18 protein-coding genes are annotated in these 25,687 nt (G+C 47.1%); 5 read left to right on the top strand and 13 right to left on the bottom strand.

Annotated elements, in window-relative coordinates; all coding sequences use genetic code 11:
• Positions 1-5: 5 nt before the first annotated feature.
• Both QUB68_RS19970 and QUB68_RS19965 read right to left on the bottom strand, forming a co-directional pair.
• Positions 6-1,163, bottom strand: a complete 1,158-nt coding sequence (locus QUB68_RS19970) for a glycosyltransferase (RefSeq protein ID WP_332995715.1) — start codon at positions 1,161-1,163, stop codon at positions 6-8.
• A gap of 23 nt (positions 1,164-1,186) precedes the next feature.
• Positions 1,187-1,795 (bottom strand): class I SAM-dependent methyltransferase, encoded by a 609-nt coding sequence (locus QUB68_RS19965; RefSeq protein WP_332995713.1) that lies wholly within the window; start codon positions 1,793-1,795, stop codon positions 1,187-1,189.
• Positions 1,796-2,034: 239 nt separating this feature from the next.
• On the opposite strand from QUB68_RS19965, the gene QUB68_RS19960 reads away from it, so the two are divergent.
• On the top strand, positions 2,035-2,163 hold the full coding sequence (locus tag QUB68_RS19960; RefSeq protein WP_332995711.1) for a hypothetical protein: 129 nt from the start codon (positions 2,035-2,037) through the stop codon (positions 2,161-2,163).
• Between the two features lies 1 nt (position 2,164).
• On the opposite strand, the gene trxB is transcribed toward QUB68_RS19960, so the two are convergent.
• Positions 2,165-3,532, bottom strand: coding sequence for a thioredoxin-disulfide reductase (gene trxB, locus QUB68_RS19955; RefSeq protein WP_332995709.1), 1,368 nt, complete (start codon positions 3,530-3,532; stop codon positions 2,165-2,167).
• A gap of 509 nt (positions 3,533-4,041) precedes the next feature.
• Here trxB and QUB68_RS19950 point away from each other — a divergent pair.
• Complete coding sequence (locus tag QUB68_RS19950) at positions 4,042-5,049, top strand: methyltransferase domain-containing protein (protein WP_332995707.1); 1,008 nt, start codon at positions 4,042-4,044, stop codon at positions 5,047-5,049.
• A gap of 143 nt (positions 5,050-5,192) precedes the next feature.
• On the opposite strand, the gene QUB68_RS19945 is transcribed toward QUB68_RS19950, so the two are convergent.
• A complete protein-coding gene (locus QUB68_RS19945; protein ID WP_332995706.1) occupies positions 5,193-6,308 on the bottom strand; it encodes a diguanylate cyclase in 1,116 nt (371 codons plus the stop codon).
• 417 nt (positions 6,309-6,725) lie between these two features.
• Positions 6,726-7,220 carry a DUF427 domain-containing protein gene (locus tag QUB68_RS19940; RefSeq protein ID WP_332995705.1) on the bottom strand — a complete coding sequence of 165 codons (495 nt, stop codon included), beginning with the start codon at positions 7,218-7,220 and terminating at the stop codon, positions 6,726-6,728.
• A gap of 239 nt (positions 7,221-7,459) precedes the next feature.
• On the opposite strand from QUB68_RS19940, the gene QUB68_RS19935 reads away from it, so the two are divergent.
• Both QUB68_RS19935 and QUB68_RS19930 read left to right on the top strand, forming a co-directional pair.
• Positions 7,460-8,746, top strand: coding sequence for a GH25 family lysozyme (locus tag QUB68_RS19935; protein WP_332995703.1), 1,287 nt, complete (start codon positions 7,460-7,462; stop codon positions 8,744-8,746).
• A 273-nt stretch (positions 8,747-9,019) separates the two neighbouring features.
• Positions 9,020-10,978, top strand: a complete 1,959-nt coding sequence (locus QUB68_RS19930; protein WP_332995701.1) for a cation:proton antiporter — start codon at positions 9,020-9,022, stop codon at positions 10,976-10,978.
• Positions 10,979-11,139: 161 nt separating this feature from the next.
• Here QUB68_RS19930 and QUB68_RS19925 read toward each other — a convergent pair whose 3' ends face one another.
• The 7 genes from QUB68_RS19925 to QUB68_RS19895 all read right to left on the bottom strand — a co-directional run bounded on the left by QUB68_RS19925 (position 11,140) and on the right by QUB68_RS19895 (position 23,602).
• Positions 11,140-14,196, bottom strand: a complete 3,057-nt coding sequence (locus tag QUB68_RS19925; RefSeq protein WP_332995699.1) for a CHAT domain-containing tetratricopeptide repeat protein — start codon at positions 14,194-14,196, stop codon at positions 11,140-11,142.
• A 314-nt stretch (positions 14,197-14,510) separates the two neighbouring features.
• Positions 14,511-16,232 carry a S8 family serine peptidase gene (locus tag QUB68_RS19920; RefSeq protein ID WP_332995697.1) on the bottom strand — a complete coding sequence of 574 codons (1,722 nt, stop codon included), beginning with the start codon at positions 16,230-16,232 and terminating at the stop codon, positions 14,511-14,513.
• A gap of 427 nt (positions 16,233-16,659) precedes the next feature.
• A complete protein-coding gene (locus tag QUB68_RS19915) occupies positions 16,660-17,271 on the bottom strand; it encodes a hypothetical protein (RefSeq protein WP_332995695.1) in 612 nt (203 codons plus the stop codon).
• A 270-nt stretch (positions 17,272-17,541) separates the two neighbouring features.
• The gene (locus QUB68_RS19910; RefSeq protein ID WP_332995693.1) at positions 17,542-19,752 is read right to left on the bottom strand and encodes a CHAT domain-containing protein; all 2,211 of its coding nucleotides are present in this window, start codon (positions 19,750-19,752) and stop codon (positions 17,542-17,544) included.
• Between the two features lie 6 nt (positions 19,753-19,758).
• Complete coding sequence (locus QUB68_RS19905; RefSeq protein ID WP_332995690.1) at positions 19,759-20,514, bottom strand: DUF928 domain-containing protein; 756 nt, start codon at positions 20,512-20,514, stop codon at positions 19,759-19,761.
• A 339-nt stretch (positions 20,515-20,853) separates the two neighbouring features.
• Positions 20,854-22,809: a sensor histidine kinase gene (locus QUB68_RS19900; RefSeq protein WP_332995688.1), complete on the bottom strand. Its 1,956-nt coding sequence runs from the start codon at positions 22,807-22,809 to the stop codon at positions 20,854-20,856.
• Between the two features lie 121 nt (positions 22,810-22,930).
• Positions 22,931-23,602 (bottom strand): response regulator transcription factor, encoded by a 672-nt coding sequence (locus tag QUB68_RS19895; RefSeq protein ID WP_332995687.1) that lies wholly within the window; start codon positions 23,600-23,602, stop codon positions 22,931-22,933.
• Positions 23,603-24,030: 428 nt separating this feature from the next.
• On the opposite strand from QUB68_RS19895, the gene QUB68_RS19890 reads away from it, so the two are divergent.
• Complete coding sequence (locus tag QUB68_RS19890; RefSeq protein WP_332995685.1) at positions 24,031-24,849, top strand: class I SAM-dependent methyltransferase; 819 nt, start codon at positions 24,031-24,033, stop codon at positions 24,847-24,849.
• A 38-nt stretch (positions 24,850-24,887) separates the two neighbouring features.
• On the opposite strand, the gene QUB68_RS19885 is transcribed toward QUB68_RS19890, so the two are convergent.
• Positions 24,888-25,577, bottom strand: a complete 690-nt coding sequence (locus QUB68_RS19885; RefSeq protein WP_442923107.1) for a Uma2 family endonuclease — start codon at positions 25,575-25,577, stop codon at positions 24,888-24,890.
• Positions 25,578-25,687 lie beyond the last annotated feature (110 nt).

The raw sequence follows: 25,687 nt of genomic DNA, 5'->3' as shown, positions 1-25,687 counted from the left end.
GCCGTTTACTCAGTGAAAATTTGTCTAATTTTTTTGAGATTTTCCTGGGCGGCGATGCAGTTTTCATCGAAAGCCAGGGCTAATTCAAATGCTGACCTTGCATCCGACCAGCGTTTCATATTAATATAAGCTAGACCCAAACAGCAAGCCGGCTCGGTGGTGGTGAAACTTTGCTCGAAAGGTTCTCTTGTATAGTAGCTGCTATCTTTACCCAGTTTCAGGCAATTCTCAAAGTAAGCAACGGCACCTAACGGAAATCCTAAATTAATTAAAGTCATGCCAGCTATATAATTGAGGGGAGGATAGTTGGGGCACCATTCCAGACCTCGCTGACACAGTAACATGGTTGTTTCATAATCTTGATTTTGCAGCGATCGCCCTGCTAAAGTAAAAACTAAGGAGGGAATGAAACCAAATTCTTCTGGAGGTTGACCGTCTATCAAATGCGGAAACAATCTTTCTAGTGCTTCCTCCCAGCAGTCTCGCGCTTTCTCCTCCTCGCCCGCTGCGCCATACATCCCAGCTAGAGAGTATAATAGCATGAGACTCAGGCCTTCTGCTTGTCGGGCCTGTTCTAAGATGGGGATATTGCGGTTGACAACTTTGGCGGCGACTTGTTGGTGGCTGTTAGCGTGATGCCATACTCTCACACTATCTAAAATGCTGACTTCACTGTCGCTAAAATTTCGGTTTTGATACTGGATTTGCTCGTGAAAACGACCGACATATCTCATTTCCGGGAGATTGCGAAACAAACGGGTCATGTGTAGCGGAGTCATTCCCGCTTGAGGCTTGACTTCTGTTCTAATTATTGAATAAGCCAGCGCTGCTGGCTGCGATTTGAGAATTTCGATAAAATCTAATGATTTGACAACTAACTCCTCATCTGCATCCAGCACTAAAATCCACTCGCCTGTCACCAGAGATAAAGCATAATTCCGCGCCGCCGCAAAATCGTCGCACCACTCAAAATATCCCACTTTTGCTCCGTACTGACTGGCAATTTCCGGGGTGCCATCCTCAGAGCCGGTATCCACTACAATTATTTCGTCAGCGTAGGGTTGAACGCTGGCCAAACAGCGCGACAAATTCTCGCTTTCATTTTTGACGATTGTGCAAAGAGATAAAAATGGTTTTGGCCCAAATGCTGCGCGAATGGTCATTTTTGATCCTGATATGTTGCAACTCAAACAAGTTCGCTGTCGCTGGGAAGGTAGAGTGCTGCTAAAATGCTTGGTAGAGCAATAAAATCTCGGCCCACACTGAACTCATCAATAAATGTTTCGGTAAAAACGTCGCCGTAAGGTAAGAGTAAATCTGTTAACGTCTCTGGAGTGTACTTGCGAACGTGCTCTGGTTCTTCATCAGGGCCGAGACAATTGTTGGGTACGGCAAAAAAAGCTCTGCCGGACGATCGCAACACCCTAACTATTTCCCTCACACAAGCTCGATCGTCGTCAAGATGTTCTAAAACTTCTGTTGCGACTACAACATCAAAACTGCGATCGGGGAAGGGAATTTCGGGTAAAGTTGAGACTACCCCTGGAATCTGTTTGGGAAGTTGGGCGATCGCACTTTCAGAAATATCTAACCCAGTTACCGAATTGCCAAACTCTAGCAACTGAGAAGCCAGGACACCTGTACCGCATCCGAGTTCCAACACTTCGAGCCCGTGTCCGACAGCCCAACAAATTCTGCCGAAACATCCTGGATATCGACGCCAAGTTCCGGCGCCTTCTTGTTGCCAAATTTGATTCCAGTAGTCGGGCTGGAGATTCAAGTTAGTTTGTCTCATGTTATGGGCAAATTTCCCTGATTTTACTTGTTCAGGACAGACGCACATGGTCATCAACCCGGTTTCTGTGTAGACTTCTAGTTGCCAAATTTATACCAATTTGAAAAATGCTTGCTACAACACAAATTTTGCGCGGAGTTGTTTGCTCAAATATTGTCGGTGCGTCGCTATAAGATTTTCTATCTGTTTTCAGAATAATCGATGGCGACACACCAGACAAATACGCCTTTGCAGAAATTTTGGAAATTGGTATTAGATTTTTCCCAGAAACTGGGTTGACGATCGTCAGTCCTAATTTTATCAAAAATTCGTCGCGGGCGATCGGGCAATTATCCAGTACCACCCATCACCCGCGCCGGATTTTTTGAATTACAAATTGCTTTCAATCAATTGCCGGTACTGACTTTTCGGCTTAACTCCCTTGAGCTCAGTCACCAAAGCTTTGTCTTTGAAATACTGAATCGTCGGCGTACCGATGACGCCAGCATTTTCAGCAATTTCCGGATCTTCTTCGATATCGATTTCCACGTAGTGGATTTTACCCTCGAACTCATCTACTACTTTGCTCAAAATCGGTTTGAGGCTGTGGCAAGGGCCGCAACTCGAAGCCGAGTATTTGACCACAATCAGTCGATCGCTATCGTGGAACAACTTCCGCAAAGCAAAACCTCCTTCGTGGCGCGTGTCTTGGATATCAAAATTCTCGCTAGTTTTGCGGACTTTGGGAGCTTCCGGCGCTGCGGGTAACTGGGATTCCTCTGTTTGATGGAATTCTTGGGTTAAAGCATTGACTGACAACCAACGTTCTGCGAGCATCGCCCCCATGCAGCCGCTACCTGCGGCGGTGATGGCTTGGCGAAACTCGTGGTCTTGCACGTCACCGACGGCGTAAACTCCCTCGACGCTGGTTTCTACCGAACCGTGTTTGGTGGCGATGTAATTGAGTTCGTCGAGTTCGAGCTGGCCTTGGAACAGTTGAGTGTTGGGAGTGTGACCGATCGCATAAAACAAACCCTTCACCTGCAAATCGCTCTCAGCGCCAGTCTGAATATTTCTAATTTTCAACCCATCCATTTTACTCCCCGGCACTCCCAAAACATCCACAGCTTCGGTGTTCCAGTGCACAGTGATTTTAGGATTGTTCAGCACTCGGTCTTGCATGGCCTTGCTAGCCCGCATTCGATCGCTGCGTACCAGCATATGTACGTGAGAGCCGTATTTTGTCAAATAAATAGATTCTTCCGCTGCGGTATCGCCCGCGCCGATCACAGCTAAATCTACTCCTTTAAAAATTGGGGTAGCGCCGTCGCAAATCGCACAGGCAGATATTCCCAAATTCCAGTAGATATCTTCGCTAGGCAAGCCCAATCTTTTTGCAGTTGCGCCTGTAGCGATTACTATAGTGTGGGTTTTGATTTCTCTGTCTTCCGATCGCACTGTAAACGGACGCTGGCTCAAATCCACGTAAGTTACATCTTCTGTGTATAATTCTGCACCCCAGCGCACTGATTGAGCTTTCATCCGATCCATCAGTTGCGGCCCGGTGATGCCTTCGGGAAAGCCGGGGAAGTTTTCGACTTCTGTGGTGGTCATCAGTTGACCGCCGGGGATGCCTCCGGTTTGGTAGCCTTCAAAGACTACGGGTTTGAGGTTTGCTCTCCCGGCGTAGATGGCTGCGGTGTAGCCTGCTGGGCCTGAGCCGATAATTACTAGGTTTTCTACGGTTTTGTTGGTCATAGTTATTTGAACTCATAACGACTTCGTTTTATCAATTCTAGCAGCGATCGAGCATATTTCTATTTTTGAGGGGTTGAGGGCGATCGGGACAATTAAAGCTAATTTGATAAGCAAATACGATAAGAAAACTAATTTAGTTTTAAATGTTCAATCAATCTCCGAAAATCCCCAAAAATTACCATCCCTCACTATTGATTCCATTCTCATTTACTTGACGAAAGTGCGCCGTTTGAGCTATTATACAATTCCGATACTCAAGCGGTGCTACGACTATTTTTTTGCGCGTAGGCTGAAACCCTTTCAGAACATGGAAGAAGCAAAATCTATAAATGCAATAATCACAATTTCTGATGCAAAACTCGCATTTTCAAGTTTAAGAATTGTAAATAAAACTTTGGCGGATTTGACAAGGTACAGGTATTGTGATATGTAAGGTGCGATCGGACAAAAATGCGATCAAGATTTTTACTTTCTTCCCAAATTAACAGAGAATTTTGCACTTGTGTCTGATGGATAAAATCAAGATACTGTTTGTATGCAGCCAAAACAAGTGGCGGAGTTTAACTGCCGAGAAGATTTGCGAGAAAATTAGCGGGTACAGTGCGCGATCGGCTGGCACGGAAAAAGGTGCGAGAATTAGAGTAACTGAAGGTTTGCTCGGCTGGGCGGATGTGATATTTGTGATGGAAAAGAAGCATGAATCTCGACTTCACAGCAAATTTCCCGAAACTCTCACAGGCAAGAAGGTTATTTGCCTGCAAATCCCCGATAATTACAAATATATGGAGCCGGAGTTAGTAGAGCTTTTGCAGGCGAAACTCAGCCCGTATCTGGAAATGTCCGACAATCAAACAAGTTTTATGGAGCGCGTTCTAGAACCGGAGGTTATGGATACTTGGGAAGAAGCTGTCGAGTATGACTCGATGGATTTTTCTGAGGTGAATGCGGCTTTTGCTAAAAGTGCGATCGCCCTCGGGCCGATATGTGGGAAAATTTTAGATGCTGGGACTGGTACGGCGAGAATCCCGATCGCCATTGCTCAAATGCGTCTAACCTGGGAACTGACTTGCATCGATTTGTCGGCAAATATGCTGAAAGTAGCAGCCGAGAATGTGTCCCGGGCAAAAGTTCGATCGCAAATTAAGCTGGAATCGATCGATGCTAAAGCCATGCCTTATCCTGAGAGTTCTTTTGACATGGTGATTTCCAATAGCATTATCCACCATTTGCCCGATCCGCTGCCGTTTTTGCAGGAAGTTAAGCGGGTGTTAAAACCGAACGGAGCAATATTTTTGCGGGATTTATTGCGACCGGAAAAACCGGAAATGAGGGATAATTTAGTCGAGATGTATGCGGGAGATTGCAACTTGCATCAGAAACAATTGTTCAGCGATTCGCTGCAAGCGGCTTTTACCTTGGCTGAAGTTGAGATGATAGTGGAAACTGCGGGATTGCTGGGTTTGAGGATTTATGAATCTTCGGACAGGCACTGGACTGCGGAGCGCGCTTGGATGTAGAATGGCGATCGAACTCAGTCTTTCCTACTCGATCGAGAATTATCTCATATCCCATCATAATTGTTCGTAGTCAGGACTTTAGTCCTCAGGTTTTGATGAGGACTAAAGTCCTTACTACAAACCAAATTTTTCCGCTCATTTACTTAGTCCAACTTGATAGTACCTAGGATTGCTCGATCGCGCCCTGCGTCTTTAGCTACATAAAGCGAACGGTCTGCTGCTGCAATCAAATCTTTTTCTGAAATTTCCGGTCGCGGCACCGTAGTCGCTACTCCCAAACTCAGTGTAACACAACAACACACTGGCGATTTAATATTTTCGATTTCCAGTTTTTTCACCCAGACTCGAATTTGCTCTGCAATCGAGACAGCAATCTCCGGTGAAGTTCTAGGCAAAATTACCGCAAATTCTTCACCTCCGTAACGAGCTACCAGCATCTCCCCGGAAACTTCACCTGCCGAGCAATTTACCGCCTCAACAATAGTTTTGGCTACCTGTTGCAAACAATCATCTCCCGCCTGATGTCCGTAAGTATCGTTAAATTTCTTAAAAAAGTCAATATCGCATAAAATTAAAGAGAGTTCTGCTGTTTCTTGTTCCAATTCCTGCCATTGTTTCTCTAAGTATTCATTAAAACAGCGGCGGTTGGCAACCTGAGTTAAGCCATCAGAATTAGCAAGGCGATACAATTCGGAATTAGCTGATTGCAATTGAGAATTAGCTGCTTCTAACTCAGATTGTGTCACAGATAAATTGTAGTAAAGTTCGCTAATATACCAAGTAGCTTGTTGGTGAATTTGAGACAAAGCTACCAACACTTGATGCACGTCTAACAGTCGGTAAACTTGAGGTGCTAACTGCACAACAATCGGCTCGTAAAGCTGTTCCGGCGACCGCTGCACGGCTCGCTGAGCTGCCATCACAATTAAGGCAATTCCCGGTAAAATCAAGATATCAGTTTTAGCTATTTGATACAAAGCCGAAATCGGCCTGCAAGCAAATATATCTACTCCGAAAGGGCGGCTCATCCGTTCCATAAATCGCCTGCGCGATATCATCCCTAAAAATTCGCCGTTGACGGTCAAGATAACTCCCGGAAGCAGCGGGTGAGCTTGAAACAACCGAGCTACGTCTTTGGCTAGGGATGAAGCTTCAATCTGAAAATTGAATACAGCCAGCTCTTTCAGAGTAGACTCTAAAGTTAAATTTTCAGGTGGTTTTTCAGGCGAATTAGATGGCGCGATAAATTCCACAGACACAGCGCAGATCCGAATGAACAATACAGCAGCAACAAACCTAGTGTCAGCTCCTAACTTATCTTAACATTTATTTGTTAGCACTGGCTGTATTCTTGACTACAGTGTTTGTTTAAGGATAAGCTGCTTCGTGAGCTTTGGTAGTGTCTGCATTGCATTGATTTATCCTCACTTAATCATAGATTTATTGAATTATTACTCGTTTGTTTACTGTTGAATTTTTGAATCGTAAAACCCCGGTTTCGGGGCCAGTTCTCAACTCATTCACAGCGCAGACTTGCCTCAATAAACCGGGTTGTTCAACCGAGTAGAGGTCGTAACAAAGTTGTGCCTAAAACAAATACGGTTTCTGCACCAGTCCTCAACTCAAAACCCAAAACTGCGAAGCGTTGCGAGTAACAAACGAATCTCACAATTCCCTCACCAGCCCCAAGTTCCGAATCCTCCCTTAAACGGGCCGACAATATCTTTGGTAATCCAACCTCCGTAAAAATCCCCTGGTTGACATTGCACTAATTCCCCGTCCACATGACAAGCATCCATCAGGCTCGGATAAAAAGCCACGTAATCTTTGATAGCTGCAAAAACTTGATTGGGATTCGGATAAAACCAAGCAGCATTTACTACTTCCTTTTCTCCCACCGTCACAGTGTAATAACCAGCTTGTCCCTTCCACTCGCACCAGGAGCCCCGTGAAGTTTTGTGCAAATATTGCATTTGGATGTCCTCGGGGGAGATATAGTAAACAGGAGGGTGACTTGTTTCCAGTACCCGCTGAGGGCGGCGCGTGTCGGCGATCGTCACTCCATTAAAAATTATCTGTACGTGTTTGTTCGATTCCTCAAGGCGAGGGGGACGCGGATAATCCCAAACAGACTCTTGACCAGGGCCGGGCTCTATGCGATCGCAGTTCACTTGCAAAATCTCCCCTCAAAAAAACAATCAGCGGCTGAAGATTACAATTTAATGTATTCTAAGTCTAGTTGCCAATCCAGACAGTCCTCAGCTTTTCTCTATTCTCCGTAATATGAGCATTCGCCACATCGGTGAGGACATAAATAACTTGATGAATAGAGCCGATACCCGTACTGCATCAATGGTTTGATTCGGGTCATGCAACTGTCAACTGTCCACTGTCAACTGTCAACTGCTATATGAGCATTCGCGGTATAGATGTTTCCGACTACCAGCCTTCGGTCAATTGGCAAGCCGTCGCCAAAGGAGGCATTCTCTTCGCATTTGTCAAATCGACAGAAGGTGCAACCATAGTTTCCCAAACTTTCGCCAAGAATTGGTCGGCAATCAAAGCGGCGGGGATTCAACGCGGTGCTTACCACTTTTTTCGACCGACAAGCAGCATTCAAGGGCAAATAGATTTGTTCCTGAAAACTGTCAAACTCGCAGCGGGGGATTTGCCGGCAGTCTTGGATTTGGAAACCACAGGCGGTTTGAGTGCGGACGAATTGTGCGATCGCGCCACAATTTGGCTCGAAGCAGTGGAAAAAGCCACCTTAATGCGACCGATTATCTACACCTACCCCGGATTCTGGGACAACCTCGGCACGCAGCGGTTGGCCGATTACCCGCTGTGGATTGCTCACTATACCAGTGCTGACCAACCTTGGGTACCGGGCGGCTGGAAGACTTGGACTTTTTGGCAGTACAGTGACAGTAGCAATGTGTCCGGCGTCTCGGGCAATGTAGATGCCAATATTTTTGAAAGCGTCCGAGAAGGCGCCCAAAGTTATAAAGTTGCAGATATCCAGAAGCAATTAAGAAGTAAAGGTTTCTATCAAGGCGCGATGGATGCTAAATTTGGAGCCACCACCACCGCGGCGCTGATCTCGTTTCAGAAATCTCAAGGTCTGAATCCAGACGGCATGGCAGGCATCAAAACTTGGGCCGCTTTGATGCGAAAATCTCCCAAAGTAATTGTCCCCCCTCCAGCGCCGACACCCGCCCCAATTCCGACACCAATTCCGACACCAATTCCGACACCCACTCCCGCATCAGCCGCACGGCTGACGGCAATATTCTCCTCTTATCAAGCTAGCGCCAACCAAGATACTGCCTTGATTTGGTTGCAGAGTCAAATTTCTACCTCTGTTTTAGGTGAGTTTGCTCAAAAGTGGCGGACAACTGCCGTACCTCCAGACATTAATTTACGATTGATAGATGCCGGTAAATTTTATCGCGGTTTGGCAGAACAAGACCAAGCTTTAGATTGGCTGCAAAAACAAATTTCTCCGGCTGTAATTGCCGAGTTTGCTCAAAAGTGGCGCGCTCAATCTAATCCTGCAAATTCTCCGATTCGGCTGATAGATGCTTGCAAATTTTATCGGGCTGTACCTAGTCAAAACCAGGCTTTAGATTGGCTCGAAGGGCAAATTTCGCCGGCAATTTTATCGGATTTTCGTCGCAGGTGGCAGAATGCCAAATGATTTGAGATTCGAGATTTTTATCGTTTCCCCACTCGTCAAATCCTCTCCCCTTCTCCCCCTCGAACATAGCAGACAATCTCGGCACTTGCTCCCATCTTTGACGCTAAGAGAATTATCTGATAAAGTTATAGCCAATATCAACGTTTTTTAATTTTATTAGCAAAAAGCCCGGGCCGTGCCGAGTTTGTACGATCGCCAAATATAGCGCCTGTACTCAAGTCACCCGCGATCGCACTTTTAAAACTAAGCGGGTAGCCTGTAACAATTGTATCTATGGAAATCCCCTTTAACATCACCCTGTTGATGGTCATGACCGTCACCTGTGGTATCAGCGCTCAAGTTCTGGCCGCTTATCTGAAAGTTCCGGCGATCGTATTTTTGCTGCTGTTCGGCATTTTAGCAGGCCCGGATTGCTTGGGAATACTGCACCCCAATCTGTTGGGCAGCGGTTTAGAAGTTATGGTATCTCTTTCAGTAGCCTTAATTTTATTTGAAGGCGGCCTGAATTTGGAATTGCGAGACTTGGGCAAAGTTTCCGGCAGTATCCGCAATTTAGTGACTTTCGGCACTTTAATTACCCTAATTGGCGGCGGAATGGCCGCACACTGGTTGGGGGAATTTCCCTGGCCGATCGCATTTCTGTATGCTTCCCTAGTAGTCGTCACAGGCCCCACAGTCATCGGCCCTTTGCTCAAACAAGTATCCGTTGACAAACAAGTCGCCGCCTTGCTAGAAGCAGAAGGCGTTTTAATCGATCCCGTCGGGGCAATTCTGGCGGTATTGGTACTGAATATTATTTTAAACGGCAATGCTGACTTGCTGGTTGTGTTCCGAGATTTAATCGTGCGGCTATTGGTTGGCGCAGTCGTCGGAGTTGCCGGAGGTTGGCTGCTGGGATTCATTCTCAAGCGATCGAACTTTCTCTCAGAAGACCTCAAAAACTTAGTAGTATTAGCAGGTTTGTGGGGATTGTTCGGCTTAGCAGAAGAACTCCGCAGCGAATCAGGACTAATGGCAACAGTTCTCTCCGGCATCGTTCTCAGAGCCGCTTCTGTGCCAGAAGAAAGGCTGCTGAGGAGGTTTAAAGGTCAACTCACAGTCCTTGCTATATCCGTGCTATTCGTGCTGCTGGCAGCCGATTTATCCCTCGCTAGTGTGGTCGCCCTCGGTTGGGGAAGTTTGTTTACAGTTTTAGCTTTAATGTGGGTAGTGCGGCCGATCAATGTTTGGCTGTGTACTTGGAATAGCGGACTGAATTGGCGGCAGAAATTGTTTGTTTGCTGGGTAGCGCCGAGGGGAATTGTCTCAGCGTCGATCGCATCTTTATTTGCAATTTTGCTCACCCAGCGGGGAATCAACGGGGGCGACTCGATTAAAGCCTTAGTTTTCCTGACAATTATTATGACAGTTTTCGTGCAAGGGCTGACGGCCGGACGAATGGCTCAATTATTAGGAGTCACCTCAAAATCGGCAACCGGTGCTGTGATTGTCGGTTCAAATCCTTTGAGTAGATTAATTGCTCGCCTGTTTCAAGAACAGGGCGAATCTGTGGCAATTATCGACACCAACCCGGAAGCTTGCGAACAAGCAGAAAAGGATGGTTTGCGGGTGTTTTTGAGCAGTGCTCTGGATCACAGCGTGTTAGAAGAAGCCGGACTCGATTCGATGGGAACTTTTTTGGCAATGACTAACAACGGTGAGGTAAACTTAGTGTTAGCTCAACGAGCAGCCGAAGAGTTTTCGCCGCCGAGGGTTTTGGCAATATTCCCCAAAGATCCGCAAGCAAATGCGCCTGTAAATAATAGTAAAATTAATCAAGCTTTTGTCTCCGATTTGTCGCTGAAGGATTGGAACGAATATTTGACTGACGGCGAAGTTAAATTGGGCGAAACCGAGTTAAACATTGAGGGATTGCAATTTCAAATCGCTCACTTGCAAGCTTTGGTTCAGGCTGGGGAGTTGGCGCCGCTGTTGCTAGAAAGACAGGGATATTTACAAGTAGTGTCGGCGACTGAGATTTGGCAAGCGGGCGATCGCATTATCTATTTACTTTACGATCCTACACCGAAATTGTTGAAAAGATTGTCGGGTTCGTTTCAGTCTCGCTTGACTTTGGAAAAGCATTCGGTAGTTGAAGAAGTGCCGATTCCCGATCCGGTTTTAGAGGAGATTTTGGAAGTGGCTATAATTGAGAAGGAAGCAGAAGTTTTGCAGCCGCCAGTTTCACGTTAGGCTTTAATCGGAATTATTTAACTTTTCTAGGATGCAAAGAACGCAGATATAATATCAATTCCGGCTGTGCCGAAATGATATAGAGGAGACGGCAGTGCCGTGTCCCTACCACGAGCAATTGTAGGGAGACGGCACTGCCGTCTCCTCTATCATTCGGGTGCTTACTCTGCCTCCCCAATTAACGTAAACGCCGCCCAATTTCGCGGCTCTTGATGAGTTTTCATCGTGGTTAACATTGCCTGCCGCAATGCCTGGGCTTTATCGGGATTATTTTGTAAGTTTTGATAAAATGCTTTCATCAATTCCGATGTCGGTGCATCGGGAACTGACCATAAAGAAACAATCACACTCGGCACTCCTGCCGAAATTAAAGCCCGCGACAAACCAATCACTCCATCCCCAGTAATTCTGCCTTCTCCAGTGTTGCAAGCACTCAAAACGACTAAGCTTGCTTGCAGTTTCATGTCAAAAATCTCTTCTGCGGTCAATAAGCCATCATCGGTGCCAGAAGGAGCAAGAGCGATCGCACTTCCCAATCCGCGCACATCATCCAGCAATCCGTGGGTTGCTAGGTGAATAATTGATGCTTGGGGCATTTTTTGGACGATCGCAGCTTTTGTACCTTGTGCGCCTGTAATCGCTTGGGTTTTGAGCAGAGGCGCGATCGCTCTAGCTTCCGCTTCGGCTCCAGGTAGAGGAGACAATTGCCGTTTGGGTTCTCCTGGAGAGGGAGACACACTCGGCATGGTGGGATTGCCCAATACTAGGGCGTTACCCGTGCGAGATTGCTTCTGTGCTAACTTCTGTTGTCGAGTTAATGCCAGAACTTGAATCGAGGGGGAGGTGAGAATGGTGTGTTTTTGGATTAAGTAAGTGCCGTTGGCGTCTTGAAGGGCGGGGAAGGGAACTTGAAAGAGCGATTTTTGGGGAATGAAAATGACATGGGCATTTGGATCTTTGGGCAGAAGGCTGGCAATGGGATCGATCAGCAGTTGATGCAGTGTCGGTAAGTCTGGTTGGGGTTGGGTGGAGCCAAGACTGCTGCGACTGCGAACAGCCAGGAATTCTTGATTGCCAATAATTAAGTTGGTTAGGGAGGCTTTGTGTTTTTGCCAGAGGGGTTTGAGGTCTACCTCGCGGAAGGTAATTTCGCCTGTCGGTTGAATTACCCAAATGTAAATCGCGGATTCACGCGCTACAATTTGTTTGCCCTGAATCTGAAAGTCGTCGTAAATGATTGAATACTGCACCAAAGTGGCGTTCTGTGCTTTCGCTATTTGGCGGATTTGATCCTGGTTGGGAGCAGTGGCGATGACCGAACTGGCATCACCAGAGGATAAGCGCTGTGTGAGTAGATCGACAAAGGCACGAGCGCGTCCCCGCTCGGCAATTTCTAAGGCTGCGATCGGGTTATTCTGAGCCACCCGGACTTGTTGTAAAGTCACATAGGTGCGAGCTTGTTCTTCAAAGATGGAAACTTTATTCGCATCGTTGGAGCCGAGCAGTTGACGCATCGATTCCCAAACTTGGATGGCATTGACGAGCATTTTCTCAGCTTCTGTTAGATTGCCAGCCTTTAAAAATGATGCTCCGAGGTTGTTGAGCGCCGTACCTTCCCCCTCGGGGTTTTTAATTTCGCGGGCGATGGCTAACTGTTGCTGGATATACTCAATCGCTTTGGAATAGTTCCCCAGATTGAGGTAAGCGATTCCTAAAGCGCCCAGTGCATTACCTTCCCCGTCGCGGTTTTTAATTTCGCGGGCGATGGCTAAACTCTGCTGTGAATACTCAATGGCTTCGGCATAGTCCCCCAGCTTGAGGTAAGTGGCTCCCAAAAGAACCAGTGCATTACCTTCCCCGTCGCGGTTTTTAATTTCGCGGGCGATGGCTAAACTCTGCTGTGAATACTCAATCGCTTTGGCATAGTTGCCCAGATAGATGTAAGTGGCTCCCAAATAGCCCAGTGCATTACCTTCCCCTTCGCGGTCTTTAATTTCGCGGGTGATCGCTAAACTCTGCTGTGAATACTCAATGGCTTTGGCATGGTTGCCCAGATCGATGTAAACGACTCCCAAATTGCCCAGTGCATTCCCTTCCCCTTCGCGGTCTTTAATTTCGCGGGCGATCGCTAAACTCTGCTGTGAATACTCAATGGCTTCGGCATAGTTGTTCAGAGAGCGGTAAGCACTTCCCAAATTACCCAGTGCCTTACCTTCCCCGTAGCGGTTTTTAATTTCGCGGGCGATGGCTAAATCTCGCTGTAGATACTCAATGGCTTTGGCATAGTCGCCCAGCTTGAGGTAAACGAGTCCCAAATTGCCCAGTGCCTTACCTTCCCCGTAGCGGTCTTTAATTTCGCGGGCGATCGCTAAATCTTGCTGTAGATACTCAATGGCTTTGGCATAGTCGCCCAGCTTGAGGTAAACGAGTCCCAAATTACTTAGTGCTACACGCTCCCTCTCGCGGTTTTTAATTTCGCGGGCGATGCCTAAACTTTGCTGTAAATACTCAATGGCTTTGGCATAGTTGCCCAGAGAGTAGTAAGCACCTCCCAAATTGCCCAGTGCCGTACCTTCCCCAAGGCGGTCTTTAAGTTCGCGGGCGATGGCTAAACTCTGATGTGAATACTCAATCGCTTTGGCATAGTTGCCCAGAGAGTTGTAAGCGATTCCCAAATTCCCCAGTACCGCACCCTCTCCTTGGCGGTCTTTAATTTCGCGGGTGATGGCTAAACGTTGCTGTGAATACTCAATCGCTTTGGCATAGTCGCCCAGAGAGTTGTAAGCATCTCCCAAAGCGCCCAGTGCAGCACCCTCCAATTGGCGGTTTTTAAGTTCGTGGGCGATGTCTAAACTCTGCTTTAAATACTCAATGGCTTTGGCATAGTTGCCCAGAGAGTTGTAAGTGAGTCCCAAAATGCCCAGTGCCGTACATTCCCCTTGGCGGTTTTTGACAGCGCGATAAATTTCCAGTGCCTGTTGCCAGGAATTTATCGCTGCTGGGAATTGGCTAGTATCATACTGTTGAAGCCCCTGCTGCATTAGTCGATCGCCCTCTGCTTGACGAGCATCCGTAGTTTGAGCGATCGCTGGGAAGAGAGAGTCAGGAGTAATTAATAGCGGGATAGTGGCAAGCAGGAACAGAGAAATGGAAGTTAGGAAAACAGAAGTGAGCCTAGAGTGGGTTGATTTGAGTCGCTTAAATGGGGAATACAGCATAGGATTCTAGAGTTGGAATTTAGACACTTAGCCCGATCGCCCTTTCTGCCTTCGTGCGATCGTCTCAATCTGCCACAGGCGATCGACCTTCATAGAAGCTTACTCTGTCTCCCCGATCTCGCAGCAGGGATGGGGACTCTAATCTGAATTAGACAAGAATTTTAGCGATCGGGCGATCGGCTTGAATCAAACCATATCCAGTGGCATAGTCAAATCCAACATCAAAACCTGGCGTGTTTAGCTCGTCCATATCCAGAGCCGTCTGCCCTAATGCTCGATTAATGTCCGCAGGACTTAAGTGCGGATTTGCAATGCTATCCTGTCAACCCATTCCGATTAGCTGTTGTCATCAAAATGTACTCAACTTGAGCCGGAGTTAAATTCGGATTTGCACTCAAAACTAAAGCCGCTACACCAGATACTTGTGCTGTTGACATAGATGTACCGCTGTAGGTTTCGTAGCTGTCATAGGGAGTTGTAGAATAGATGTCTACTCCCGGAGCAACTACGTAATCTAAAGGTCTCGAACCCGCACGGTTAGAGTCGTCATCCATTCTGCCTCTTTCATCAATGCTGCCCACTGCAATTCCCAAGCGATCGGCATTACGAGCTGGATAAGCTGGTTGGATATCACCGGAATTTCCGGCTGCCATAACCACAACAGAGCCTTTGTTATTTGCATACTGAATTGCCTCATTTATCACGTTGGAAGGGAAAAAATCATTTCCCAAGCTGAGGTTAATTACATCTGCTCCATTATCAGCAGCATAACGAATTCCATTAGCAACATTATTCGTCTGGCCACCACCAAAGGCGGGCAACACTCTGACAGGCATAATCTTTGCATTGTAGGCAACTCCTGTGATGCCAAAATTATTTCGTTCCGCAGCGATCGCACCTGCTATGTGAGTCCCGTGACCCTCGAAACTCATATCCATTGGGTTGTTGTCGCCCGACACAAAATCCCAACCACGAATATCATCAATATATCCGTTGCGATCGTCATCGATGCCATTTCCGGCAATTTCACCAGGGTTCCGCCAAATATTGCCATCCAAGTCAGGATGGGTGTAGTCAACACCGCTATCCACGACAGCTACAACAATGCCATTTCCTGTAATGTTCTGATTCCAAACTTCCGGCGCATTTATGACATCTAGTGCCGAATTATTCCCGCCCAGATCGGGAAGAGCAGGGAAAAGACTTGAGCGGTTTAACGTGCTGGAAACTGCTGCATTTGCATTCACCAAACCGTAGCCGTAGTCAGTATTAAAAGGACCTAATGGTGTTGGAATATCGGGCGTTACAGGAATAGAGGTTGCAGAAAGATTCAGGTTGTAATTAGTAGAGTTGTTTAAGAAGCTAGAGACTTGGACATAGTATGTCCCTGGAGCCAAATTGGATACATTAATTACATCGGGGATAGTGCCAATATTAAGAGAGTAGCGAATAACTTCACCAGAATCAACTACACCGTTGCGGTTTCTATCTTGAATTAGCTTTACGTCAGCATCCGCTCTCAAACCGTCTAGACGCAGGTTAAAATTGCTCTTAGTGTTGATATCGAATCGGTAGAAATCGCTAGCATCGCCTAGACCCACGAAATCAGTTAAGTTGATGCTACCATTCTCAACGCCAAACACATTACGAGCTGTCGAAAGAGAGTTACCTGGATCGGCGAAATTCAACTGAGAAGCAGACACTGTTCCTGTTAGCGGATCTGCGTTTGCACTGGTTGACTGTGACTGCGGCTTGAGTTGAGTATCGCCGATATCGCCAGTAACTCGATCGCCCGCAGAGAAACTGAAGATATCGCCTGCATCACCTACAATAAAATCTGCGATCTGTGTCTGTTGGTCGATGCTGGATGCTGTGAGATTAGTCAAGCTAGATTCAGGACTGTAACTAGAAGCATTAAATGGAGCGATCGCTCCGTTGAGCAAGTCGCTGTTAACCGGAAAAGTCGATCGGGCGATCGGGTTTTGCTGTTGGCTGAAATAAGGGCGATCGTTAAGATTTGTGTTGATGTCTAACATAATTTAAAACCTCAGATATTTAGATTTGTTCTTTAGTTAAATCTTAAGCCGTCCAGAGGTAAAAGTTATTCGTTCTACCCACAGAGTCGATCGAATATCAGGTGCAAAATAGATTGCGGGAAAGTGCAAAGTAGGTGAATATGTAGAGTAGATGGTTCACTCCCATCAGTTTTGAGATTGAGACGCGATCGCGAACAAAGATTCATTCCACACTCCGCCAGGGAATTAATTCCCTGTCTCATAGCGCAAGTCCTCTCAAAGATGACTGAATAATATAACTCAATACGGTTCAATTAAGAGTTAACAGTTCCGGTATGCGATCGTGCTTGCCCAATTTGCGCAATACTCGCGCTTCCCGCTCGAACAACTTGGTTGTGTTCGATAGACTGACTTTTCAAACGTTTGACTGCACATAAAGCAATACTGTTCAGATCAGAACAATCTCACTTCCTTTCACAAGTCTGTATTCCCATAAATTAGTGAGATGAAATTCGTCAGAGAGTGCTAAATGAACCGTATTGGCACATAAAGGGCGATCGCGTACACCTTCATCTTCCGCAAGATAAGTATCGCTAAGCTCGGTACTTACCAAATGTTCGGTAATTTGGTAAGGCATTCGCATTTTTCTGTCCAGCATCGGATCTGGCGGTACGGGGAGTTGGCTTTTTTGTACAGATTCCGACTGCACGCTTTGCTGTGCCACTCTCATCGCGGACTCCCACAAATTTTTTTTGCGGACTCTTTCGTCCGGATCGATAATTCCTGCATCTTTCAATACCTCTGTCAGCAATTTCCACAAATGATAAGCAACGTATCGCCCTAAGTAGCATATTTCATAGTTCCGCGCGATCGCATAATTATGCTTGATTTCTTCGTATGTAAAACCATCTAACACTCCTTGAATAATTGCTCGCTGTAAGCCGTTCAATGGTTTGCCTCTCTTTTCCTGTACCAGGTTATCTAGAATGTTTGTAGCTGATTCGGATGTATTGTCGCCAATTAGTTGTCGAGATTCTGACGGATCTGGTTGTAAAGTCATAAAAAAAATTCTCTTAATACTTGACTTAAATCTTAAGCAACCCAGATGGGAAAATCATTCGTTCTACCCACAAACTTGATGAGGTATCAGGTGCAAAATAGATTGCGGGAAAGTGCAAAGTGGCCGAAATTAGGAGACGGCAGTGCCGTTTCCCTACAATGTTATTTTGGGTAGGGAGACGGCAGTGCCGTCTCCTCTATCATTCCGGTACAACCGGAATTGATATAATTTAAGATAAAATATTGAGCCGATCGCACTATTCATCAAAACTTACTCGGCCTCCCCAATCAACGTGAACGCTGCCCAATCTCGCGGATTAGAATGAGTTTTCATTGTGGTCAACATTGCCTGCCGCAAAGCCTGCGCCTTATTCGGGTTGTTCTGAAGGTTTTGATAAAATGCCTTCATTAATTCGGATGTCGGAGCATCGGGAACTGCCCATAAAGAAACAATCACACTCGGCACTCCTGCCGAAATTAAAGCCCGTGATAAACCAATCACGCCATCCCCGGTAATTCTGCCTTCTCCAGTGTTGCAGGCACTCAAAACAACTAAACTTGCTTGCAGTTTCATGTCAAAAATCTCTTCTGCGGTCAACAAGCCGTCATCGCTACCAGAGGGAGCAAGGGCGATCGCACTTCCCAATCCGCGCACATCATCCAGCAATCCGTGGGTTGCTAGGTGAATAATTGATGCTTGGGGCATTTTTTGGACGATCGCAGCTTTTGTACCTTGTGCGCCTGTAATCGCTTGGGTTTTGAGCAGAGGGGCGATCGCTCTAGCTTCGGCTTCGGCTCCAGGTAGAGGAGACAATTGCCGTTTGGGTTCTCCAGGAGAGGGAGACACACTCGGCATCGTGGGATTGCCCAATACTAGAGCGTTACTGCTGTTGACTGGCTTCTGTGCTAACTTCTGTTGTCGGGTTAATGCCAGAACTTGAATCGAGGGGGCGGTGAGAATCGTGTGTTTTTGGATTAAGTAAGTGCCGTTGGCATCTTGCAGGGCGGGAAAGGGCACTTGGAAGAGCGAACCTTGGGGAATGAAAATGACGTGGGCATTGGGGTCTTTGGGGAGGAGACTGGCAATGGGATCGATCAGCAATTGATGCAGTGTCGGTAAATCGGGTTGGGGTTGAAGAGCGGGGGAACTGCCACGACTGCGAACGGCAAGAAACTCCTGATTGCCAATAATTAGATCGGCGAGAGAGGCGTTGTGTTTTTGCCAGAGGGGTTTGAGGTCTACCTCGCGAAACGTGATTTCGCCCGTGGGTTGAATCACCCAGATGTAGAGCGCGGATTCACGCCCTTCTTGTTTGCCCTGAATCTGGAAGCTGTCGTAGACGATCGAATACTGCACCAAAGTGGCGTTCTGTGCTTTAGCGATTTGTCGGATTTGATCCTGGTTGGGAGAAGTGTTAATAACCGGATTGGTAGAACCTGAAGATAACCGTTCACTCAGGAGATCGACAAAGGCACGAGCGCGTCCCCGTTCGGCAATTTCTAACGCTGCGATCGGGTTATTCTGAGCCACCCGGACTTGTTGTAAAGTCCGATAAGTCTTAGCTTGTCCTTCAAAAATGGAGACTTTATTTGCATCGTTGGAGCCGAGGATTTGACGCATCGATTCCCAAACTTGAATCCCATCGATCAGCATTTTTTCAGATTCTGTTGGGTTGTCAGCCTTTAAGAACGCCGCTCCGAGGTTGTTGAGCGCCCCACCTTCCCCAAGGCGGTCTTTAATTTCGCGGGCGATGGCTAAACTCTGCTGTGTATACTCAATGCCTTTGGTATAGTTGCCCAAATAGACGTAAGCACCTCCCAAATTGCCCAGTAATAAACCTTCTCCAAGGCGGTCTTTAATTTCGCGGGCGATGGCTAAACTATGCTGTGTATACTCAATGCCTTTGGCATAGTTGCCCAGATTGATGTAAGCGATTCCCAAATTGCCCAGTAATGAACCTTCTCCAAGGCGGTCTTTAATTTCGCGTGCGATGGCTAACTGTTGCTGTGAATACTCAATGGCTTGGGCATAGTTGCCCAGATTTCCGTAAGCATTTCCCAAATTGCCCAGTGATCTCTCTTCCCCAAGGCGGTTTTTGATTTCGCGGGCGATCGCTAAACTCTGCTGCCCATAATCAATGGCTTTGGCATAGTTGCCCAGAAGGTTGTAAGCGATTCCCAAATTGCCCAGTGCTGAACCTTCCCCAAGGCGGTTTTTGAGGGCGCGATAAATTTGCAGTGCCTGTTGCCAGGAATTCAGCGCTGCGGGGAATTGGCTAGTCTGATACTGTTGAAGCCCCTGCCGCAAAAGCCGATCGCCCTCTGCTTGACGAGCATCAGTAGTTTGAGCAACAACCGGGAGTGAGAAATGCACAGGAATGTAAAAGCCAACAGACAAAAGGCAAAAGGCGAGGGGAAACAGGAAGCCCGATCGCACTTTACAATTACTGAATTTGAGCAGTTTTAGCGAGAAAGGCTGCATGGGATTTTAGGGTTTGGGTGGCGGGAGTTGGCGTTGTTGTTCGATCGCCCTTATTTGCCGCAATCGATCGCTCCAATCTTTCAAAGGTTCAGCTTCCGAATTAGCGAGAGAATCTAGCAATTCCAGCACGGGCGTTTGGTTTTGAGAAGTTTCAGAGGCTTTGCGCGCTTCGGCGATCGCGTCGTACCACAGCCCAGCCTCCGCATACAAGTCGATCCGCTGTTGGGGAGTTGACGCGGCTGCAAGTTGAGTCTGCAACGATTCAGCAGGCTGCACCACTTGGATTTCTGCCGTCGCCACCACATTCATCGAAGGAATATTCCGATCACAGACCAAAACCACTTGCCACTTATACGATTGCCCGATCGACAGTGGGGGCAAATTTGCCGGCAAAGCAACGGACATGATTCCTGGCTGACTCTCCATGTCGGTTTTGTAGAGTAGTTGTCCCGTGCGAGTAAACAGCCGGAATTGCAACGGACGAGAAGTGCGATCGGGTACAAACCAGGTAAAAGTCGGATGCCCAGAAATCGTCTCTCCCACATGGCTAAACGGCACTAAGGCAGTCAATCTCGCCGATGAATTGGCTTCGCAAGTGCGATCGCGAGTGGTATTCGTCCCCGTTTCTTTCGGCGCAGAAGGCTTTTTAGGGGGAGTGTATTCTGCCAGGGCTACAGGAGCAATCCAGAAGGAAACACTCAGGATTAAACTCGTAATGACCGCAGAGTAAATGGTTCGACGCTTCAATCCGTGAGTGATCATCTGAATCCTCCCTGTAACTATCTTTTACTTTAATTAGCAATAGAAAAACATAATAGAGGACTGCCCGCAAGCTTTGTTTGCGGGAAGGTGCAAAGTTAACAGTTGACAGTTGACAGTTGACAGTTGACAGTTGTTCGATCGGAATGATTTAACCGCAGAGAGCGCAGAGAACACAGAGAAAGAGAAGGGAGAGATGAATAATTCCGTAACTCTGAGGAATCAATCACCAAAGCACAGGGGATTTAAGTCCCCACCTTTAGATGGATTGTTTTTAGGCAGGGGATTTGAACCCCAGCCTAAAAACTTCGCTGTCAACTGTCAACTGTCAACTGTCAACTGTTACCAAATCCACCGCCGTTTTGCTGACCAAGTTAATTCGCACACTATCCCCCTCGGTTGATTCGGGTAGCGCCGAAACGTTCCACCTAATTGTTTGGCTAAGTTCTTTGCTAACTGTGTTCCTAATCCTGAAGGTTGAAGTTTAGGGTTTATATCTTCAATTATCTCTTTGTCGCAGTTCGTTTCAGCGGAATTAATCGCTTCTGTATCAGACAGTTTCCACCTGCCATTATCCGCTACCCGAATCACTTGCCGATCGCCTTCTTGAGTACAAATTACAGTTAAGCGAGTGGCTTCGATCGCGTGTTTGCCGACATTGCAGAGCGCTTCTTCAAGAAAGCGGCAGAGTCCTCGCTTGTGTTCCAACCGCAGATGCGAGGTGTTCAAAGGATCGAACTGCACTATTTTGAATTTGATCGTTTTGAGGTAGGGCAATTCTTGTTCGAGGGTGTTGGAATAGACTTTGTAGAGCAATTCATGCAACGGGGCTTGTAACGCTAATTCGATCGCACTTCCCATCCGCAAATGCGGTTCATCGGCGATCGCATCTCGTTGCACTGAGCCATAAACGGCTCGTAATTCTTGACTCAGGCGTTGCAACTCCGGTAGAAATGGCGATGGTGTGGCCTCTCCCTGAGCAGTTCTCAAAATTCCCACCAATGTTTGTAACGGGCCGCTGTGAATGGCATTAAAGGTCTGCTCGATCGCAAATTGACGTTCTTCCAACCGCAGTCGGAGTTCCTGTTCGTGGCGATAAAATAACGCTGCCATCAAGCCAGTCCCATTCAACACGAGTACGAGCAACACAGGTACGATCGGCACCCACCATCCCAACAGAATGAGCCAGTAACAGATGGCGATCGGGCTAATACTGGCGACTAAGAGCCCTAACAAAATTTTCCAGGGCGATCGCAGAAACCGCCCCAAACTCATCCCCAAGAGTCCCCAGGCCCCAATCCAGAGCATTTCCCAGCCATCCGCCCAAACCCGAAGCAAAGGTCGCCCATCAAGTACCGCGCTAATAATCTGGCTGGTAGCGTGGGCCTGCATTTCGACTCCGTAAATCCGTCCGGGATTGATACCTGCGATCGCACCTGAACTTGCCAAATCCTTCGCGCTAAAAGACATGATCCCAATCAGCACAATCTTGCCTCGAATCCAATCCGGGTTTACCTTTCCCGATTTGATTTGCGAGACAGAAAGCACGCGAAACGGATGTTTCCCGCTGCGAACATTCAGCAAAATCTGGTTGCCGTCGGCATCCGCCCCCACATATCCGCCAGAGTTTGGCTGCACTCTAGTCAATTCAATACTGCCAAAGCGCATCGCGTATTGATCGCGAATTCCAGTGCCCAACTTAATTTTTTGGGGTGCTAAATAGCGTTCTGCCAGCCGGATCGTGAACGAATAACGGTAATCCTGCTGGGGGTTGTGAGCGCCCAATAAACTGCGACGCTGGTAGCCATCCGCATCCAGAATGGTATCTGCAAAGCCAACCTGTTCCGATGGCAGCGCGGGCGGAGGTTCCACGGTAAAGCCACTGCGATCGCGCAAAGCAATCTCGACTCCGATCGCATTTTTGCTGCTGCGAAACACCGATGTTAGTTCAGCATGACCTGGTTCAACCGGAATATCGCGCACAATATCCAGCCCGATCGCGATCGGTTGGTAATCCTGCAACCGTTTGAGTAAATCGGCAATATCGCGATCGGGAATCGGATAAGTTTTGGCCCGTTGAATATCTTCCTCAGTAATGCCGACAATTACAATCCGTTCATCCATTGGCTCAGGAGGACGCAGCCGCAAAAATTGATCGAACGTCACCAACTCCCAAAACTGAAGCGCACCGCTCAATCTAGCCATCATCACAGCGACAATCACCATCAACCCTGGAAGCGATCCGCGCCGCCAAGTCGTAACCTCTGTTTTTGCCGCTTGCCATCGATCGGGCTTCATCTCGTTTCCGGTTGAATAGTCATAATACTTTTGTCCGACTGTTTGCCCGATGCCCGATGCCCAATGCCCAATGCCCGATGCCCATACAGGATTTATAAGTAATTAACCAGACTTGAGATCACTAATCAATTAATCCTGCTTCCCTAGCCCGCACTTCCGTTTGAATCCGCAGATTTTTGTCATCTTCGGGATACACTTCTAGCACATCTCGAATCTTAGTCCAGTAGTATTGCACAGTACGTTCAGAAACATTCATTCGTTTGGCGATCGCAATATCCTGTAAACTCTCTTGAAAAGCAAATTGCAACACCTCCATCCAGGCAGGTTTAAGTTGCAGCCCATTGCGGATTTCTCTAGGCGTATAAATCCGCTCATGCAGCGCCCAATCGACCATCGCCAGCAAGTCTTTCATCGGCTGACTCTTATCAACAACTGTGAATCCGCCCATGTGATTGTCGATCGACGGTTTCAGCCAAACCAATGTGCGAACATGAGCACTCTGCACTACAATATTCAAACTCGGATACTGTTCCATCAGCCTTTTGAGAAGTTGAAGCCCTGAATTTGCCTGAGCAGTTTCGCCGATCGCCTCTGGCATCACCAAATCCACGATCGCCAGATCCGGGGTAATCTGCGCTATTTGCTCCAGAGCTTCCTGAGCAGTTGAAGCTGTCACAATCTCTACTTCTGGATACTCATGCCTCAGAATATTAAGCGTACCGCCTAAAACCATCGCATGATCGTCCACGACTAAAAATGTTCGTTTCTCCGGTTGAGGTAAAATCTGGGGCATAGTTAATTCGTTGCCGCACAACATTGTCAGTTTAGGTAATCCATCCTCTTATTACAATAGAGCCATTACCTGTCTCTCGTCCTGCATCTGTCCGCCAAATGTGGTTGTGGATGTCAGCAAAGAGAATTGCACTTTAGTGCAGTCCTGTTGATTGTGTTCTAAAATCCGTACATCATCGGAATTATTAGCCGAAATTAGGAGACGGCAGTGCCGTGTCCCTACCCAAAATAACATTGTAGGGACACGGCACTGCCGTCTCCTCTATAATCCAATACGGTTCACTTAACGTTTTTTGTCATTGCGAGCTCTTAGCGCGGCAATCTCCGTGACTATGACTCGGTTAAGTTGGTGCACGCTCAGCCATTATCTTCTTAAGTAAACCGTCTCCTCTATAATCCGGGTATCCTAGCAAAAATAAGGATGATTCTATGCAAGCAAAAGGTTCATATAAAGCTAGCACATATAATCTAGAATTTGAGGCAGAAATCCAGCGGTTCAAAGCTCAAGTTCTCCTGAGTTGGGGAAAAGAAGCACGCACTTTAAAGTGGTTCGGTTTAGCCGACGGGATGAATGTTTTGGAAGCGGGTAGCGGGCCTGGATTTTTTAGTGAAAAACTGTTAGAATTGCTGCCAAACAGTTCAGTAACAGCGGTAGAAATCGATCCGGTATTGCACGAAAAAGCTGTAGGATATTTACAGGACAAAGGGGGCGATCGAGTAAATCACGTCCAAGCATCGGTTGCGGAGACTGGCTTACCTGCTAATAGTTTTGATTTTGCGATCGCCCGTTTGCTATTCGTCCACCTCCCCGATCCCGTCGCAGCAGCCAGAGAAATATTCCGCATCTTGAAACCGGGTGGTAAACTGGTGATTATTGATAGCGATGCGGATCTGTTTTGGCTGACAAGTCCACCCCTGTCAGTAGAGATTGTCAGGGAGAAATTCAAGCAGGTAATGGCATCTCGGAATGGCAATTTGTCGATCGGGCGAAATCTGTGCCGCCTTCTCAAAGAAGCTGGGTTTGTTAACGTTGATTTAGAATCCGTTGTCAGCCACAGCGATATCATCGGAATTGAAGCATTTGAACCTTTGCTCGACTCCGGGCCAATTTTACAAATGGTCAAACAAGGGTTGATTGCCGAGTCGGAAATAGAAAGCTATCTGGTTTCGCGGGATAAATTTTTAGCTGAGGGCGATCGACTAATGATGAGTTTTTGGTTGATGGCTTGCGGAGAAAAGAATCAATAGATATCTCGAATAACTCTCAAGCTTCCTCCCAGCAATGACTAAGAACTAATTGCCAATGACTCTAAAAAACCTTGATGTTCGGCTGTAGTCAATCCCTGCTGCAAAACCTCCAATACTCTCGCCAAATCCCCAGCCAACAAAGCAAACTTATCTAACCGCAAACCTGGAAAAACTTCCGAACAAATTATCCCCTCAGCATTAGGTTCAATGGGCACATATTCCCCATCCCTTAACTGAAGCCAATCTAATTCACAATTATAAACCCGCCAAATTACGTATTCTTGCACTCCATTGCGGCGGTAGACTCTAAGTTTTTCGTGCAAATCGTAGGAAGCGCTGCTGGCGGCAATTTCCACAATCAATTCTGGCGCACCTTCAACATAATCATCATCGCTGATGTGCGATCGACCTCCCGCATCAATTCTCAACAAAGCATCCGGCTGAGGTTCATTATCCGCGTCCAAGCGCACAGTCGCATTTGCGCCCAGTTCCACCCCCGGCGTAGCAGCCTCATAAACCCCCAGCCAACCTATAATATGAGCGTGTGGTTCGCCGTGACTTCTGAATCTTACCGGTGATGCAATATAAACTATCCCTTCAATCAATTCAGCTTTTTTTACTTCCGGCATTGCACTGTAACGGCGCTCGAATTCAGCGCGGCTGAGCCGATCGCCATTTTCCAAAGGAAGTACACTTAAAAGAGAATTGAGTAATCGCGGGCTTGCCATCATAATAGTTAAAGTTGGCGATAAAAATTTAAGCAAACATAGCATCGCAAAGAGACGAGTTTTAGAGCATTAAACTCGCTCCTAATACAAATTCTAACTAAATCTTCTGC

The organism is Microcoleus sp. A006_D1 (assembly GCF_036702805.1).
Classification (GTDB): Bacteria; Cyanobacteriota; Cyanobacteriia; order Cyanobacteriales; family Microcoleaceae; genus Microcoleus.
This window is presented reverse-complemented; position numbering and strand designations above follow the sequence as displayed.

Excerpts from the sequence above, each read along its gene's own strand:
- QUB68_RS19890 (WP_332995685.1), top strand. The coding sequence starts at position 24,031 with ATGCAAGCAAAAGGTTCATATAAAGCTAGCACATATAATCTAGAATTT.
- QUB68_RS19900 (WP_332995688.1), bottom strand. The coding sequence starts at position 22,809 with ATGAAGCCCGATCGATGGCAAGCGGCAAAAACAGAGGTTACGACTTGG.
- QUB68_RS19905 (WP_332995690.1), bottom strand. The coding sequence starts at position 20,514 with ATGATCACTCACGGATTGAAGCGTCGAACCATTTACTCTGCGGTCATT.
- QUB68_RS19885 (WP_442923107.1), bottom strand. The coding sequence starts at position 25,577 with ATGGCAAGCCCGCGATTACTCAATTCTCTTTTAAGTGTACTTCCTTTG.
- QUB68_RS19910 (WP_332995693.1), bottom strand. The coding sequence starts at position 19,752 with ATGCAGCCTTTCTCGCTAAAACTGCTCAAATTCAGTAATTGTAAAGTG.
- QUB68_RS19895 (WP_332995687.1), bottom strand. The coding sequence starts at position 23,602 with ATGCCCCAGATTTTACCTCAACCGGAGAAACGAACATTTTTAGTCGTG.
- QUB68_RS19970 (WP_332995715.1), bottom strand. The coding sequence starts at position 1,163 with ATGACCATTCGCGCAGCATTTGGGCCAAAACCATTTTTATCTCTTTGC.
- QUB68_RS19930 (WP_332995701.1), top strand. The coding sequence starts at position 9,020 with ATGGAAATCCCCTTTAACATCACCCTGTTGATGGTCATGACCGTCACC.
- QUB68_RS19920 (WP_332995697.1), bottom strand. The coding sequence starts at position 16,232 with ATGTTAGACATCAACACAAATCTTAACGATCGCCCTTATTTCAGCCAA.
- QUB68_RS19925 (WP_332995699.1), bottom strand. The coding sequence starts at position 14,196 with ATGCTGTATTCCCCATTTAAGCGACTCAAATCAACCCACTCTAGGCTC.
- QUB68_RS19935 (WP_332995703.1), top strand. The coding sequence starts at position 7,460 with ATGAGCATTCGCGGTATAGATGTTTCCGACTACCAGCCTTCGGTCAAT.
- trxB (WP_332995709.1), bottom strand. The coding sequence starts at position 3,532 with ATGACCAACAAAACCGTAGAAAACCTAGTAATTATCGGCTCAGGCCCA.
- QUB68_RS19965 (WP_332995713.1), bottom strand. The coding sequence starts at position 1,795 with ATGAGACAAACTAACTTGAATCTCCAGCCCGACTACTGGAATCAAATT.
- QUB68_RS19950 (WP_332995707.1), top strand. The coding sequence starts at position 4,042 with ATGGATAAAATCAAGATACTGTTTGTATGCAGCCAAAACAAGTGGCGG.
- QUB68_RS19915 (WP_332995695.1), bottom strand. The coding sequence starts at position 17,271 with ATGACTTTACAACCAGATCCGTCAGAATCTCGACAACTAATTGGCGAC.